Raw genomic sequence first — 15439 nt, forward strand, 5'->3', positions numbered from 1 at the left:
ATGCGTGCATATTCCGTCCAATAGCCGACGCAACTGCAAAAAGTAAAGGGCTGCTTTCGCAACCCTTTCTTTAATTTGTCACGCGGCCTCCTTGATCTCCACTTCGCCGTCCTTATCGTCGCGGAAGCGAATGGCGCGGGGATGACGAAGCGAGCCGTCGGGCGTAACTTCCATGAACTCGGTTTCGAGAAGCCGGGTCATCAGGTTCGTGGCGCCAACCTCCTTGAGATCATCGTATGCGAATGACTTGCCCTTGAAGCCAACCGAGGGATCGATGCCGAGGATCTTGGCGTCCATTTCCCAGAGCTGCCAGAGTTCCTCGCGATCGGGATCGGAGAAGCCACCGCCTACGCGAACGTTGACGCCATCGTGGTCGACGATGACGCCGCCCAGGATATTCTCATACTTGGAATGCTCCTGACCGTTGTAGATACCGACAATCGGCAGATCGAGAGTTTCCTCGGCCTTGACCTTCAACCAGGCAGAGGACTTCTTCTTCTCGTAAAGCGCCTCTAGATCCTTGACGACGATGCCTTCGAGGACTGCGGGCTTACCGGTCTTCGGGTTGATCGTGGTCTTGAGAAGCGCCTCCTCCTTCGCCTTGTTACCGCGAGCCAGGTAGGAGGCGAGCGTCATGTCGCGTGCGCGCAGGAACAGCTCCTGGACCTCGGCGTCATTGTTGACGAAGAACTGCGGCACGATCTGGATCGTTTCGGGCGAGGACGTGCCCTTGAGTGCGATCTTGGCGAGATCCTGGAACTCTTCGACCCACTTGCGACGAACAGACAGCGGCTGACCGACAGCCCCAACGGCATTGAAGTCATCGTAGGACATCATGTCGTAGAGGTGCAACTCGGCGCCAACAGCGTCTTCTTCCTGACGACGAAATGCGCCGGTCTCCTCGAAGACCGTCATCATGGCTTCACCGTCGAGCATAAAATTAAGCTTGTCCTCACCGTCGCGCATCATAACCCTGCGCAGCTCGGGACTCGCCGCTGACACCACATAGGATGCCGCCTGCATGACCGGCTCTACCAGGAAGTCGAGTGCCGCCACACGGTTGCCAGTGCGCGTAAAGAAGCCGGCGTTGTTGTCCTTGCACAGGAAGGTGTTGCGGTTCCCGTCCAGCTTGAACTCGGCCTTATAGACCTTGCCCTTCTTGAGCTTCTTGGGCTCGTAGTGAACCGCGCGCTGCACGGAGAAGACCGGAATGAGGCCAGGCACCGCGACGTTGATCGTCTGCGCCCCAATGCCGCACTTCAAATCCTTCGAGAGGATTAGAAACAGCAGACGTGCGCCGTCTTCATCGAGCGCGCCCATAACCTCACCCACCTCGCGCTCAGCAGCAAGGCCGGTAAGCTCACGCGAAGCCAGCTTCTTCAACAGCGGCTCGATCAGGTTCTGCTTAAACTCCATCTTGAAGCGACCAGCATTTTCGGTGAGCGCCGGCGTCAGATAGAACTTGATGTAGGGGTTATACGCCCAGGAAAGAACGAACTTGCCCAGATCGGAAGCGCCAAGCTCCATCGTCAGGCGTTCCTTTTCCGTGCGTGATGATGTCGCCCCAATGTCATCGATCAGGGACTTGACGGCATAAGCGTCCATTGCTGCTCCTTACGCTGCATTAATCGCCGCTGCGAGATTGCCGGATGCGGCAGCATCGCCAACGGAGTTGGTCTGGGTGTTGGTGTTGTCGGCCTTCGGAGCAGCCTTGCGCGACTTGCGCGGCGTCGGGCTCTCGGTGAAGTTGCGGGAATAAGAAGGGCCGTCGTCGCTCGGAAGCGGTGCAGCACCAATAGCCTTTCCGATGCGCTCGGAAGCGGTCTCGATCTTGAGCCGTTCTGCATCCGAGACGCCCGGAAACTCTCGATAGTAGGACTCGACGACCATCGGGCGGTGGATGCGTTCCAGAACGTCCTTACGCAGCTTGCCCACGACCGGCGTGTCGGATGCGTAGTCATCCTGCCAGCTTCGACCGTTGGTGCGGATCTTGTTGACGATCGCCGCGGCCGCGCACTTGCCGGCCCGCATGCAAACCTGGCAGCCCTTGCGGACCTCGGGACGCTCGCCGCGCCAGAACATCTCCCGCAGCTTGAAGCACTGCGAAATCTTGGTCGTGGTCTCAAATACCGGGCAAACAAACGCGAACTGATTGCGCGGGTCGTCCAGTTTCACGTATTCGTTCTTGGTAGACATCAGAACCTCCCGTAGAGATCGTTTTCGGAGTAAGCCTTTTCAGCCGCTTCCTTTTCGGCTGCGAGCTGCGCGGCGCGAACGGCTGCGGGGTCGACCTTGCGCGAGGAGTCGAGCTTGTTGCCGTCTTCATCCCACTGCGGGCTATCCAGTTCACGCATACCGCTCGTATCGAAGCCGGGATCGAGGTGCTGGACTGCTGTCGCGCCCATCTTGTTGAAGTAGACATTGCCCACGGCCTTCACGATTTCCGAGGGGTCTTTCGCACTTGCCTCGCGCGCCGGCCCGTTCTGGCGATAGCCCTTACGGGTCTTCTCGGTCTCCTTCTTGTCGAAGGCACGCTGCGCCTTGACCGGGCTGTCGAACATTTCGATCTTCATTTCACCGATCGCGCCGGTCTTGCCCCAGCGGTTAATGACGACGCAGTTCCCGTTCGCAGCCTGGATCAGGTGCAGATGATAGGACTTCGTGCCGCCCTGGTGATCGTAGGAGATGGTCTTCGATGTAATCGGGTAGACGGACATAGCTTTCCTCTGCGCGACAATCGGTCTGCGACCAGTGATGCGCGTTTCTTCGTTCATGTTTGAGTTATAGCGAGATCGTCATTGGGACGCGGCAGGAAATAAGTATGTGATTACTTATCCCGTCAGGCAGCAGTTCGCGCCCTCGCCTCCTCGGCAAGCTTTTTCTTTTCAGCAGCCGCGTAGGGGTTCTTGAGACGCCAGCGAATATCAAGCTTAGGGGTCCAAAGTTCGGCCGCGTAGAAAGCACGACGCACCACGTCACCGGTGACTTCGTTCGGATCCTTCTCAAACGGCAGAAGAGCAACACGGACCTTGAGCCCGATCCCCGTAAGAATCTTGGCAGCATCGAGAGCGGCAAGAAGCGCTTTAACCTCGCCGTCCCACATGATCGTGACAGTCGTAACTCCCCTCGCCTTCAACTGAATGAACCGGCCAAGCTGGTCATCGCCATCCGACGCGCCATAGGACAAGTGCTTGCCGAACGATCCAACCGGCACGATATGGCGAAGGTCGGGATCGGCGTCGAAAGCTACCTTGATGGCCGCAACGTCGAAAGCGCCCTCGCCCATCACCACATGATCCGTCGCCACCGCATTGTGGCCGTTGAGCAGATATCGCCCCGTTCCCGGCAGCTCCATCGGGAATAGATACTTCTTATTCGAGGTGCCGGTTAGATCGCGGCCCTGGAACGTCTTCAAGCTTCCGTCGAGATCAAAGACCGGAATGATGATCCGATTGCCGAAATTCTGCGTCTGCGTGACGCCGTCGGCGTCCTTGAACTTCCACCAGCCGAACTGGCACCAACGAAGCTCGAAATACTTCGCGATCTCGCCGTCAAAGCCGCGTTGCTCCAGATATGCCAGGTTCGAACCGTCGGCGAGAGGCAGCGGATCAGAAACCGGCAGAGTGACCTGACTATGGTCGACGGCTACCATAGCCTTTCTCTTGGGCTTGTAGCCCTGGTCACGCAGGATTTCCTCGCACGTTTCGAACGTGGCGCGCCAGTTGTCGCCATGATCGAACTGGTAGTTCACATACTGGAGCTTGTTGAAGGAGTTGCCGCAGACGAAGCAGTTACCCTTGCCATTATCGATCCCGAAATAGGTGCGCCAGCGCTCGTCACGACAACTTGGATGTGGACACGTCTTGATGTTAAGCTGAATGCCTGACGTGCCGCGCGTCTCGCGATAGGAAATGCTTTCGCGATCCAGCAGAAACTCCATGTCGAGCTCCTCCTGGATCTGGTCGTATTCTACCCGTGCCATATTATTCCTTCCCGAGAACCTTGGTCAGAAACTGCATCTTCTGGCGATCCTGCTTAATACGCAGGGAGAAGCCGTCTTCGGTGTTACGCGACAGCAGCCACGACAGACGGGCCTCGCCTGCGGCCTTCTCGGCCTCGGTGGCGTTGATGCCGATCATAATGTCGACCGTTCGCGCCTTGTTCCAGTCGTCGCCAACGTCTGTAGCATCGGCCTTGGCCTTCTTGGCGCCGTCACGGTTGGTCTGGGTGGCCGTCAGAAACGCGCAGTTGAGTTCATGGGCAAGAGCGCGGAGATCGACGTAGATCGTGCGCAGGTTTTCCTGCAGCGAGTCCGAGCGATACTCCGCAGCCATGATGTCGGCGTAGTCGACGATCACCAGGTCGAACATGATGCCGTCGGCCCGGTAGTTCTCAATCAGGCGATGCAGCGCAGACGGCTTCAACGTGCCGGAGGCGTGATCGCGGAGCTCGAAGCGGCCTGACTTGGCGTGGATGGCCTTGATCGCGGCCTCAATCTTGTCCGGATCCTTGTGCAGTTCGCGCATCAACGTGTCGGACATGGCCGCGTCGATACGATCGGCAATGATCTCCTTCGAAACTTCAAGGCTGTCGTAGAGGACGTTGTAGCCGGCCATCGCGGCGTTCTTGCCAAAGTCACCGAGAGACATGGACTTGCCGGCCTTGGCAGCGCCCATCATGCACGACAGTTCCTTGCGGCCCCATCCGCAGTGGTAAAGGTAGGCGTCCATTGCCGGATAACCGGTCGTGATCCCGTTCCTCACAACCTTCCCAGCCTTGAGATCGTGGCGCATCTTGGTGCGGTTCGCGATCTCCTCGAAATAGTTGTATCCACCACCGTCGACATTGGCGCCGATCGCGGTTGCCTCCTTCATGAGCTGACCGATCTTGCCCCAATCCTTCTTGTCGATCAGGCCGTTGACGCACTTCTCCATCACATCGATGACCGCCTGCGTCTTTGCGAAATCAACGACCTTGTCCTGGACGAATTGAGGGTTGGACAGATCGGTCGTGAGGATCGACTTCACCATCTGCTTAACGGGATCCACCATGTCAGGACGGATCCGCTTGGCCGCGATTTCGTCTTTCAAGATCGTCGGCAGGATCTTCATGTCCGGGACCGCTCGATAGGTCTTCACATGCTCGTGGACGATGCGAACGAGGGTGCCGGCGGCATCTTCCGTGAAATACTCGGGCTTGATCAGGTCCTTCGTGTTCATTGCGAAGGTGGTGTCGCGCATCACGAGGGCGGCGACCTTCGTCTGGAACGACTGGTCGAACTCGAACTGTGCCTCTTCGGTCACAACTGACTCCATTTCCTAAGTAAGTGCTTACTTATATTATAAGACGCAGAGCGTCGTGTTTCGACTTATAGCGAAACGTTGATGGGCTACTGCAGATAGCGTTCGATCAATTCCAACGGCGGCAGGTCGGGATCCTTGCGAGACTTCACCTTGTCCAAGGGAAGCATGTTTTCCTCAACGAACCGGCCGATAAACTCTGCGGGGTTTGACCGGAGCTTGGCCTGCTTGAAAAGCCATTCATGATAATGGTTCTGCTGAGGTAGATCCTGATAGTTCTGCACCAGGTAGCAGGAATGCTCGGCAAGAAAGAGCCGCGATGCCTGGAGCTCCTCCCACCGTTCCGCAATCTTCTCGACCACGTAATCGCCATAGAGCTGCTGCGGCTGCGGCATGTTGTTCTGCTGCCAGTGGTTCATCCGGTAGGTGAAAGCGAGGTCAATATAGACATCGTAGGGCATGGTCAGCATGTCGGCGATCTGACGGCCGCGCCAGCAGCCGATAAGCTGCTTCTTTGCCTTTGTCACCTTCTTCGGGTCAGCCTGACCGCCCGGACGAAGTGCAGCGAGAATATTGTCGACATGCAGAGGATTGATATGCTCGGCCCTCTCGCGATCATAGACACGGGCATAGATGCGCTTGTAGACAATTGCGTAAGCTTCCATGTAGGCCACGGTTGCCTGCAGCAGTGTCATGTGCCGATAGTCGAACCACTTCTTCTCCCATCCCATACGATCAAAGCCCTGCCACTCATCCTTGATGTAGTTGGAGATGATGTAGTCGTTTTCGAAAGTAGGGCAGCGCTCGGCTTCAAGCTCGGTCGTATAGGCGGTAATGATATGCGGCATAGCTGGTCTTTCACTGTATCTGCTAAGACTTATAGCGAGACGCGCATGGAAGCGCAGAGAAAGCGAGCGCGGGATTTCCGCGCTCTTGGTTGTCAGCTTTCGTAGGCTTCCACGATGTCCTGGCAGAGACCCGAACGGACGATCTCGGAACGCAAGAAGTTGACGACCGTGACCTGGCTGTGATTGCCAATCCGGTTGACCGCGTCGCTAAGACCCGAATTGCGCCCAATCTTTTCATCGGTCTGCGTCACATCGCCATTGATAACGAACTTGGCGTTCTCGCCGATCCGGGTCAGGAACGCCTGGAATTCGGCCTTGGTCGCGTTCTGCATTTCGTCGGCAATCACCCAGGCATCTCTCAAGGTGCGACCACGGATAAACGCCAGCGGCACAGGCTCAATGACGCCGGCCTTCAGGCAATATTCGTAATAGCCAAAGCCTAGCGCCTCGACGAAGGCTTCCTTGACCGGAACCAGGTAAGGGGCAAACTTCTCGTGCAATTCGCCCGGAAGAAAGCCCATGCCCTCGCCTACTTCGATTGCCGGGCGAGTGACATAAATCTTCTTGATGTCACCACGCTTGAGCGCTTCCGCCGCACGCTGGATTGCGAACCAGGTCTTGCCAGTGCCGGCCGGCCCAAGGCCGAAAACGATACTGGACTGCTTAAACCCGGCGTCATAACGCTTCTGACCAGCAGTGAGCGGCTTTACCGGCTCCTTGCGAGCGGCAGTGGGTGCGGCAGGGATCGACCGATCCGCGGATGCGATCAGCTTGGAGTCATTGCGCATACGGGCGCGTTCGTCGCGACGGGTCTGACGGGCGACGGACTTACGAGGCTTGGACATTTCAGGGGACTCCAGTGGAATATTAACGGTCCCACTGTAGCGAAATTCTGAGAAATAAGTAAGTAATTACTTACATAGGCGATCAGAATTTCATGCCGTCAGCCGTTGCGCCGATAGATCGCAAAACCGGAAATCTCGCCGTTGTCGTCCGACATATCCTGTCTGTAATCGCCCCTGTAATACGTCCAGCCACCGCCTGACCAAGAGGTAGCGTTATAGTCGATCCGCGCTACCTCGCCACCGCCCCAGACCAACTGAGCATAAGTCCCCAAAAAGGCGTGATTGACGCGCGTCCAGCCGTAGTTGCTGTCATATGCCGGGCCTTCCTGAACAACCGAGCTCTTGCCGTGCAGGTCGCCCATCGAAATCCATCCAGACGAGCGACCTGCAAGATTTCGCACGTTTCCGTCATTCAGATAAATCGGAGCGTTCCAGGCTTTACCAAGTTCCTGATTAACCTGGCTCATCAAGATATGTCCGGAAGATGGAAGAGTCATCCGCTTGCTCCCGCCTTGAGCGCCGTCACTTCAGCGCGCAACTCCTTGATCGCCTGGATTAGAACAGGAGTGAGCTTGTCATAAGCGACCACGCGCCACTGTTCGCCATCATTCTGTTCGTCGGGAATGGAGAGACTGACGATCTCCGGCAGAACAGCTTCAACCTCGTCAGCCAGAACACCGATGTCACGCTCGCCGGGGCGGCCGATAAGCTTGGTCTTGCCATTCCAGGTGAAGCGAACACCGCGGAGCTGTTGCACGATGTCGAGCGCATTATCAATTTCGGCTACATCATCCTTCAGACGAGGATCCGAATACGCGCCGACGTTACCAGCGGAAACCATGTCGCCACTCGGGGACGTATACCAAGACCAGGCAGGCCGAGACCAACCACCGAGACCGAAATAACCATCTGCGCGCAGATGCATCTTGATGCCATACTGACCCTGGCACAAGAATGTCATCGCGGCTACAGCACTGTCGCCGGTGCCAGATGCGTTCTGAATACGAAGATTGCCACCATCGTCATTCTGGTTGGCATTTTGATTGATAGGGCGGGTCAACAAACTGCCGACCATCTGCTGATCAATATCGCGACGCAGCCAGTTTGCCGCGACTACGCCGCCCAACTGATCGGCCGTCGTCGCAGAGGCAGCCTTGCCGCTGGTGGAGAGCTTTCCGTCCAACGTCGTCTGCAGGTTGGTGATCTTGCTAATAGCCAACGAAGGGATGCGTGCGTCAGCCAAGGTGCCGGACGAGATGTTCGAGGCGTTAAGCGAGGTCAGTGACGCGCCGGAGCCAGAGAATGAAACAGCGGTAACAGCTCCCGTATATGTCGCGGTGGCGCAGGTAAAGCTCAGCGAGCCACCACCTGCGGTCCCGCTTCCGCCGCTTGCGATGATGCGGGCGTCGTAGTCGGTCGCGGTCGCGCCAGAATGGAAGTCGAGAACCGGCGTGCTCGCGGTTCCATCGGTGCGGCCGATCTCGATGGCAACACTGCCCGGTCCGTTGAGGGACAGGGTGTTGCCTGCGAGCGTCATCCGGTTACTTCCACCAGTGGTGAATCCGATTGAATCTGCGCCAGGGAACCACAAGCCCGTGTTCAGGTCGGCCGCGTTCGTGAAAGAAGGCGCGGCCGCTGAGTCCGAGTTGGTGCCATAGAAGCGGGCAAAGTCGGCGACGCCCGAGCCGGTAACATTACCAGCAAAGGAAGCACCCGAGGAGAAGGTCGCGGTTCCGGTGGTCGAGAAGGCGCCGGCAACGCTCAAACCGTTTCCAATCGCGACAGCGCCAGTCGTCGCACTCACCCGCAACGGACGAAGCGAATTGTATGCGCCGTTCTGATCACCCGAATCGGTCAGCATCAGATACCAGTTCGAACCGTCGAACCGTTGAAAGATACCGTAGTCGCCAGAGACGAAGCGATAGCTGTTCTGACTAGTCGAACGGAATTCCGCGCTATTGGTCAAGACGCCGCCGAGCGAGCCACCGGTCAGATTGAGCTTAGCATCCAAAGCTGCCTGCAGACTCGTAACATCCGAGATCGCGTGCGTGTGAACCGTGTCGGCCTTGCCGGACGTGCCGTTCTGAACTGCCGTCGTGACGAATGCGGTCGTGGCGATACGCGTGGAATTATTGCCAACTGCCTGAGTAGGCGCCGTCGGCGTGCCGGTCAGAGCAGGAGACGCCAGCGGGGCCTTGGCGTTCAGGAGCGCGGCGAGATCGGTAATATCCGCCGCTACGTGCGTGTGAGATGACGCGGCCTTAGCATCCAGAGCGGCCTGTAAGCCGGTCACATCAGCGATAACATGCTGATGGCCCGTTGCTGCGAGACCGGATGCCGCGATCGCCAGCTTAACGTGCGCGGTCGTGGCAAGCTGGGTGTTATTGGTCGCAGCCGCAGCGGTCGGAGCGGTCGGCGTTCCAGTGAGGGCCGGAGACGCCTTCGGTGCGAGGCCGTTGATTGCTGCCACCAGTCCCGTGATGTCAGCCATAGCATGAGTATGGCCGGCATCGGCCTTGCCGGCCAACGCCTGCGTCATCGTCGCCGCAAAGTTTGGATCGTCACCGAGGGCGTCTGCGATCTCCTGCAGCGTGTCGAGAGTGCCAGGCGCCGCACCGATCATCTCATCCAACGCCTGTCGAACGTATTCGGTGTTGGCAATCGCGAGCGAGCGATCACTAGGGGCCTTAGTAGGGACAGTCGGGGTGCCGGTAAACGCCGGGGAGGCAATAAACGCGTCTAGCTGAGCTTGAAGGCCATTGATTTCCGCGATTTCATGCGCGTGGGTCTTGGTTGCAGCGTAGGCCGCAATCGCCTGCCGGACGCGCTGAGCCGTCCACCAACGCACAGTCGTCGCGCTGCCCGCTTCCGCTTCGGCTTGAGCGATCGTGGCGTAGGTGCCAGCGTTAAAATCCGGCTGCCAGCCCGACCACGTGGCACCACCATTCGTAGAGTAGCGCCGATAACGCAGGAGGATATTGGCGTGAACCTGGTAGTCCTGATACAGGCGCTGACCATCGAGCGACTTATCGCCAATAAGACGACCAGGCTGACCCGCAACCGGGAAATTAAGCGCAGTCGTGATATCCGCCGGGTTCTCGAAAAACCAAACGCCGTTCGTGACGAGAGTATTTAGATTGGTGCCAGCAGGCGTCGAGGCCTGGCGCTGATAGGCGATCGAGGACGGATCGTAGAGCGCCGCTGCTTCGGCGGAGGCCTTCGCTGCGTCTGCGTAGGAGGAAGCCTGGTTGCGGGCTGTCACAGCACCGCTCTGAGCCGTTTCGGCGCCAGTCTTGGCCGTCTGGGCCGCATCACGCGCTGCAATGGCGTCTGAGCGTGCAGACTGCGCGTCAGTGCGTGCGGTTTCGGAGGCCGCCCGCGCGACCTCGGAGGCTGACCTGGCGTTGCCGGCCTCAGTATTCGACGCCGCTGCATTCGTTTCCGAAGTCTTTGCGCTCGTCTCCGCGGCCTTAGACGCGGTCTCGGACTCCTTTGCGTTCGCCTCGCTGGTCAGTGCGGCGGTCTTGGACGCAAGCGCAAGGGCGGCAGAGGAGGCTGCTTCGTCGGCCTTGACGGTAGCTGTATCCTTGGCACCAACCGCGGTGTCGCGCGCGCCGGCTGCTGCAGTCGCGGCAGCCTGAGCGTCAAGCTTTGCCTGTTCCAGCTCTGGCGTAATATCGCCAGTGTCTCCCTTCTCGCCATCCGGGCCCTGAGGGCCCTGAGAGGCAAGTTCAACAAAGACTTCCTGGTTGTGCCGAACCTTGACGACAATGTCTTCGGAATAGGAGATGATTGCTTCGTCAGCCATCTTAGATCCTCGTAATGGTGCGCTTGACCGGGATCTCCAGATCAAAGCCAAGGTGGATCTTTTGAGTGAGATCGGTGCGGATCACGTCCATAACGACAGTTCCGGCCGACCAATTGGCCGTGTCAGTCCCCTTCAGCAGAAGCTCGATGGTGTTTCCATCGACGCGCATGATGGTGCCGGCCTCCGAGCTGAGCGTGATAAGCTCGACACCGTCGGCGCTGTCCTGGCGGATAGTTGCTGAAAACTTGGCCGTGGTCGGAAAGACGGCCAAGGCAGAGGACGTGATCTTGATCTTCAGGCGCCACTCGCAGCCAGTCTGGATCGCCTTTCCCTGAAGATACTGATTATAGGACATGCCAAACTCCGATAAGATAAGTAAGCACTTACTTATCATGGAATTCAAATCAATGCACGCCACTTTCCGTTCTGAAGGGTCAAAAGCGTCCGCTTTCCGTTGCGATACTGCAAGGTGTGCGTCACAGCCCAGCCGGACGGGCCCTTGTTGTAGCCCTGCCGCAGGTTCATGGCGCCGGAGACGTAAACGCCATCCATGATCTCGGGCGAGTGCTTGTCGCCAATGTTCATCTCGACGCCCAGCCCTGCAAAGCCAGAGACCGTGCCGCGAGCGCCATTGGCACCCCGGAAGCCGTGATTGCCGCACTCGACGCCGTTCACGACATACGAGTAGCCGTCATGCACCCAGTCCACGTCCGACAGATCGATACCGTCCTTGTCAGCAGCCATGTTGACCGCATACTCAAGAAGGCTAAATGAGCGGGTTGGAAGGCCGGCGTCGATGTTGAGCGCCGTCTCCTCGCGCCAGGCGAGATAGGTGTCTTCGAGCTGGAGACCCAGGCGAATATTGATGCCATCGTTGCGGTAGCGGCCTTCCTTCACATACCGCTCAAGGGCGATATCGTGATTGGACTCGACGACCGTGACAGCGACGGACTCCTGCAGCTCCTTGAGAATATTCGCCACGCCGCGGATCTCGTCGAAAACGCTATCACGACCGCGAACCGCGACCTCGTAGGAATAAGCGTTGTCGTTGACGTGGTGATGATTGCGCCGGTAGTTGTCGAAGATATCGTGCGCGATGGCGCGGCCGATCTTGAGGGTCTTGGTAATCGAGTTCGGCGATCGGAAGGTGGCATCGTAGTTCTTCGGATCCTCCTTGTCGGAGTGGAAGTCGGCCATGACCATCAACTCGACCAGGCTCTCGTCAACCTCGACTACGCCGTCCTTGACGAAGAATTCCAGATCGCAGAACGAGCCGTCCTTATCAGCGACCAGGTGACGGCAGAAGAGATCGCCCTCGTGATCGAACTCGACCAGCACGGCCGCGATCTGGTGATGGAAGATGGACTTGATACCTGCCTTGCGCGGGATGATCTTGGGCTTGGTAACGAGGCCGGTCGTCATGACCTGATGGGCCTGCTTATAGGGATCGAGCGACGGAACGGACTTGAGCTGGATCTTGGAATGCGGGAAGACGCCCCAGCGCCCCTGGGTATAGGTGGTCAGATCCGAAATCGGACGATTGGCCGTCGGTAGCATGTTCATCTCGCCGCAGAAGACGAAGTTGTCGCCGATCCGCATCTGGCCGAAGCACAGGTATTCCTCGATCTCGGCCGCATACTGGCGAACGACGGACTGGTTTTCGGCCCACCACTGCGTCTCATAGGTGCCTGGACCTACGATGATGTCGGCATCACGAAAGGCTGCATACGCCTGAAGGTTCTCCCAGAATTCGGTATGAACCTCGGCGTCGTTCTGGGCTCCTGTGAAGATGAACACACGTCCGCGAGGATCCTCGACAGGCTCGGCCAACAACGTGTCGGTGAGCCAAGTGCGCGGCGTGCCTTCCACCTCCTTCTTCGTGCCCATCAGGCGATCGTAGCGGGTGGTCAAAGTCGGATCGACAACGACAGCTTCCGGATTGGTAACAGGATAGCGCGAGCCGGTGAGCAAGCGGTCGAGATCGGCACGCAAGAGATCCGCGCGTGCGTTCGCGTGGTTCTTCGGCGCTTCCGGATCCTTCTCCTTGGCCTGGATGACACGGTTGATCAACTCCGGAACGTTCTCGCCGAGACGCTTACGTGCGCGCAGAACAGAGGAGCGATTGCGAACCGTCTGGTAGGAAAGACCAAGAGCTACTGCGACATCGGTGAGATTTGGATATGTTTCCTTGTCGTTATAAGCCTCGACGAACCGGTCCTCAGCAACGCTATTCTGCATAATTTTCATCCGTTCATCGTAAGTATATAATACTTACTTAGTTAGAAACATATACTAGACGATGAGAGGATCAGTCCGGCGAGGAAAGCCGCGTCCTCAGATCTTCATAGAAGTCGATGGTAGTCTTGTGAACGTTCCGGCAGTTCTTGAGCGTCTTGCGATCCCTGAGCCAGTAGGTTTCTGTTTCAAGCTGGTTCAGTTTCCGGTCGGGCAGAAGGACGCCTTCGCCGCAGTCCTGTAGTTCGACCGGAATGGCCGGCAGGTTAATCGGTGCCCTAGCGGACGGAGTTGAGACGCTGCACGCTGCCAAGACCGATACCGCCGTCAGCAGCACCAGGATCCTGAGCGGCTTCGCGGTTGAGACGAGCGACTTCATCTTCCAGCTTCTCCTTTTCCAGGATAATCGTTGCCAGGTCTTCGCGCAGGCCCTTTTCCGCCGCTGCAATGACCTTATTGTTGGCTGCCTCACGGTCAGCAGCTTCCTTGTCCTTAACGATCACCGCGGCTTCGTAGCCACGGTCGTAAATCGTGTCGTAGATCCAGAAACCCACGCCTGCGACAGCAAGAGCTGCGACCAAGTAAGCGGCGATCTGGAACTGCGACGGAATGAGCTTGCCGAGCATCAGAGACCGCTCACGCAAAGTTCGGCTTCGCCCTGACGCTGGGCATCACCCATTTCACGGCGATTGACGAGACCGCGCACCACCTGACCGCCTGCCTTGTTCCAGGCCGTCTGGGCTTCGCAGCCCTGGCGATACTTGCCCTGCACATGCAGCTTTGCCGCGGTCGAGTTGACCATCCCATTGACACCGAAGTTATAGGCACCGGAGATCATCGCGGGCCTGCACGCTGACAGGCATGTTCTCGAAGCCCTTGATGCGCTTAACCAGCGGCATGTAATAGTCGTGGAAGATCTGCTCACGGGCGATCACCTGGCACTGAGCCTTGGTGAAGGACAAGCCGGAGGTAACAGGCTTGCCGTTGATGCGCGTCTGGCCGTAGCAGATGTCCCAGATCTTGGCGAACTTGTCCCAATGCGACTTGAGGACCAACCCCTCCCACGGGGTGATGAGCGCATCTGTCGCCAGAATGACGGCAGGAGGCAGAGTCTCGGGCGTCGTGTCTTTCATCGAGCTCCAGCCGCCTGCAGTCGCGAGCGCAATTGCAGTTGCAATCGCGGCGATCGAGCGCTTGGACTTGACGATCTTGTTAATCGGCATCCTTGAAATCCTTCTGGGCGTAGAGCCGCGCGACGAACGCGCCGGCAGTGACGAGGCCCGAGAGAGCGGCAAAGACACCGGTCGGGAGCCAGATGGGCGCGCCAAAGAAGCCAAGGGCCACTTCAACCGCGGTGAGAAGAAAGGCGAGCGCGATCAGACGGATCGACCATGCCTTCTTGAGAATGTGCTTCCAGTCGGGGCGCAGCATCAGCGGATCTCCAGCGAGATCGGCTCCTGCTTGCCGGGGAGCGGAGGGCGGAACTGGTATTCAGCCTTCTTGGTCGGCGGACCGTTCTGCTCGATCACGGTCGTCAGCTTGACGACGGCTTCCTTGAGCTTCTGCGTCTCAGCCGTCTGCTCCTTGAGAGCTTCGGTGTTGTTCTTGCGGTCTTCATCGGTGCGATCGAGGCGCTTGTCCTGCTCGACGTTCTTGATCACCAGCTCGCGCACAACGATGGAATTCTCGGCGCGGCCGTCCAGCAGCCAGTTGTAGGCACCGATGCCAGAGGTCACGAGTGCAACGAGGCCCATGGCAAAACCAATGGTCTCCTTGTTGAGAGTGATGGAAGGCAGGTGGGCCATTTGGCTTCTTCTCCAGCGGGTAAGTAAGTAATCACTTACTTACTACATATGGCGAGTCATGTCCACCTCGTCCACTATTCAGGACCAGTTGATAGTGTCGAGTTCCGCAGGCGTCGTTGCATTCTTGACGCGGGCCTTGAGCGCCTGGCGCGCGGACTCAGTAATGATAAGGAAAAGGTTCTCCTCAGCCACTTTCTTGCGCCAGATCCCGATCAGGGTCTCAGGTGCGATTCCAGTCGCCCTTGCTTCGGCCTGCAGCATTGAAAGCTCAGCGATCGGCCGGCCAGCGTCGGCTTCGCTCACCTCGTCACGCTTGAGCTTATAGACGAGCGCCGCGACATTTCCTGACGTGCGATAGCTCTCAAGCGCGCGGTTCGCTTCAGCGTCGATCTGTGCGAGTTTCACGGCCTTCGCCGGTTCAAGGTTCTTCGTCAGATTAAGCTTCATTGACTGTCACCGTGAGAGTTGCGGGAAGATAAGGCCACTGATCGAGCACAATCGCAAAGGCACCGGGGTCGCCACCAGTCAATTCAAGCGTTCCGTCTTGAATGAGATGCGGCTGGCCGTCTACGATCGCCTGGCAAGGGATGGGCAGACC

At 58.1% G+C, this 15439-nt stretch carries 18 protein-coding genes; all 18 read right to left on the reverse strand.

Going from position 1 to position 15439, the window contains the following annotated elements:
* Positions 1 to 78: 78 nt before the first annotated feature.
* A complete protein-coding gene (locus CRP02_RS00705; protein WP_097169889.1) occupies positions 79 to 1605 on the reverse strand; it encodes an RNA ligase family protein in 1527 nt (508 codons plus the stop codon).
* A 9-nt stretch (positions 1606 to 1614) separates the two neighbouring features.
* Positions 1615 to 2196, reverse strand: coding sequence for a hypothetical protein (locus tag CRP02_RS00710; RefSeq protein WP_097169890.1), 582 nt, complete (start codon positions 2194 to 2196; stop codon positions 1615 to 1617).
* On the reverse strand, positions 2196 to 2717 hold the full coding sequence (locus CRP02_RS00715; protein ID WP_179783895.1) for a WGR domain-containing protein: 522 nt from the start codon (positions 2715 to 2717) through the stop codon (positions 2196 to 2198). Before CRP02_RS00715 ends, CRP02_RS00710 begins: the two co-directional genes overlap by 1 nt.
* A 122-nt stretch (positions 2718 to 2839) precedes the next feature.
* A complete protein-coding gene (locus CRP02_RS00720; protein ID WP_097169892.1) occupies positions 2840 to 3982 on the reverse strand; it encodes a hypothetical protein in 1143 nt (380 codons plus the stop codon).
* A 1-nt stretch (position 3983) separates the two neighbouring features.
* Positions 3984 to 5303 carry a DnaB-like helicase C-terminal domain-containing protein gene (locus tag CRP02_RS00725; protein ID WP_179783896.1) on the reverse strand — a complete coding sequence of 440 codons (1320 nt, stop codon included), beginning with the start codon at positions 5301 to 5303 and terminating at the stop codon, positions 3984 to 3986.
* Between the two features lie 86 nt (positions 5304 to 5389).
* Positions 5390 to 6148 (reverse strand): hypothetical protein, encoded by a 759-nt coding sequence (locus CRP02_RS00730; protein WP_097169894.1) that lies wholly within the window; start codon positions 6146 to 6148, stop codon positions 5390 to 5392.
* Between the two features lie 92 nt (positions 6149 to 6240).
* Positions 6241 to 6993 (reverse strand): PhoH family protein, encoded by a 753-nt coding sequence (locus CRP02_RS00735; RefSeq protein ID WP_097169895.1) that lies wholly within the window; start codon positions 6991 to 6993, stop codon positions 6241 to 6243.
* Between the two features lie 98 nt (positions 6994 to 7091).
* Positions 7092 to 7460: a hypothetical protein gene (locus CRP02_RS00740; protein WP_143539296.1), complete on the reverse strand. Its 369-nt coding sequence runs from the start codon at positions 7458 to 7460 to the stop codon at positions 7092 to 7094.
* Positions 7461 to 7486: 26 nt separating this feature from the next.
* Positions 7487 to 10801, reverse strand: a complete 3315-nt coding sequence (locus CRP02_RS27695) for a tail fiber domain-containing protein (RefSeq protein ID WP_097169897.1) — start codon at positions 10799 to 10801, stop codon at positions 7487 to 7489.
* A gap of 1 nt (position 10802) precedes the next feature.
* A complete protein-coding gene (locus CRP02_RS00750; RefSeq protein WP_097169898.1) occupies positions 10803 to 11156 on the reverse strand; it encodes a hypothetical protein in 354 nt (117 codons plus the stop codon).
* A gap of 44 nt (positions 11157 to 11200) precedes the next feature.
* A complete protein-coding gene (locus CRP02_RS00755) occupies positions 11201 to 13039 on the reverse strand; it encodes a hypothetical protein (RefSeq protein ID WP_097169899.1) in 1839 nt (612 codons plus the stop codon).
* Positions 13040 to 13109: 70 nt separating this feature from the next.
* The gene (locus CRP02_RS27275) at positions 13110 to 13415 is read right to left on the reverse strand and encodes a hypothetical protein (RefSeq protein WP_143539297.1); all 306 of its coding nucleotides are present in this window, start codon (positions 13413 to 13415) and stop codon (positions 13110 to 13112) included.
* On the reverse strand, positions 13315 to 13680 hold the full coding sequence (locus CRP02_RS00760; protein ID WP_143539298.1) for a hypothetical protein: 366 nt from the start codon (positions 13678 to 13680) through the stop codon (positions 13315 to 13317). The genes CRP02_RS27275 and CRP02_RS00760 overlap by 101 nt, the downstream gene beginning before the upstream one ends.
* Positions 13662 to 13838, reverse strand: a complete 177-nt coding sequence (locus tag CRP02_RS27755) for a glycoside hydrolase family protein (RefSeq protein WP_323455290.1) — start codon at positions 13836 to 13838, stop codon at positions 13662 to 13664. The genes CRP02_RS00760 and CRP02_RS27755 overlap by 19 nt, the downstream gene beginning before the upstream one ends.
* A gap of 16 nt (positions 13839 to 13854) precedes the next feature.
* The gene (locus CRP02_RS00765; protein ID WP_323455291.1) at positions 13855 to 14259 is read right to left on the reverse strand and encodes a hypothetical protein; all 405 of its coding nucleotides are present in this window, start codon (positions 14257 to 14259) and stop codon (positions 13855 to 13857) included.
* Positions 14249 to 14467 carry a hypothetical protein gene (locus CRP02_RS00770; protein WP_323455292.1) on the reverse strand — a complete coding sequence of 73 codons (219 nt, stop codon included), beginning with the start codon at positions 14465 to 14467 and terminating at the stop codon, positions 14249 to 14251. The genes CRP02_RS00765 and CRP02_RS00770 overlap by 11 nt, the downstream gene beginning before the upstream one ends.
* On the reverse strand, positions 14467 to 14841 hold the full coding sequence (locus tag CRP02_RS00775; RefSeq protein WP_097169902.1) for a hypothetical protein: 375 nt from the start codon (positions 14839 to 14841) through the stop codon (positions 14467 to 14469). The genes CRP02_RS00770 and CRP02_RS00775 overlap by 1 nt, the downstream gene beginning before the upstream one ends.
* Positions 14842 to 14919: 78 nt before the next feature.
* The gene (locus CRP02_RS00780) at positions 14920 to 15288 is read right to left on the reverse strand and encodes a hypothetical protein (RefSeq protein WP_097169903.1); all 369 of its coding nucleotides are present in this window, start codon (positions 15286 to 15288) and stop codon (positions 14920 to 14922) included.
* Positions 15289 to 15439: the final 151 nt, after the last annotated feature.

Origin of the sequence: Rhizobium sp. AN5 (genome assembly GCF_900215255.1) — a bacterium.
GTDB classification, from domain to species: Bacteria; Pseudomonadota; Alphaproteobacteria; order Rhizobiales; family Rhizobiaceae; genus Agrobacterium; species Agrobacterium tumefaciens.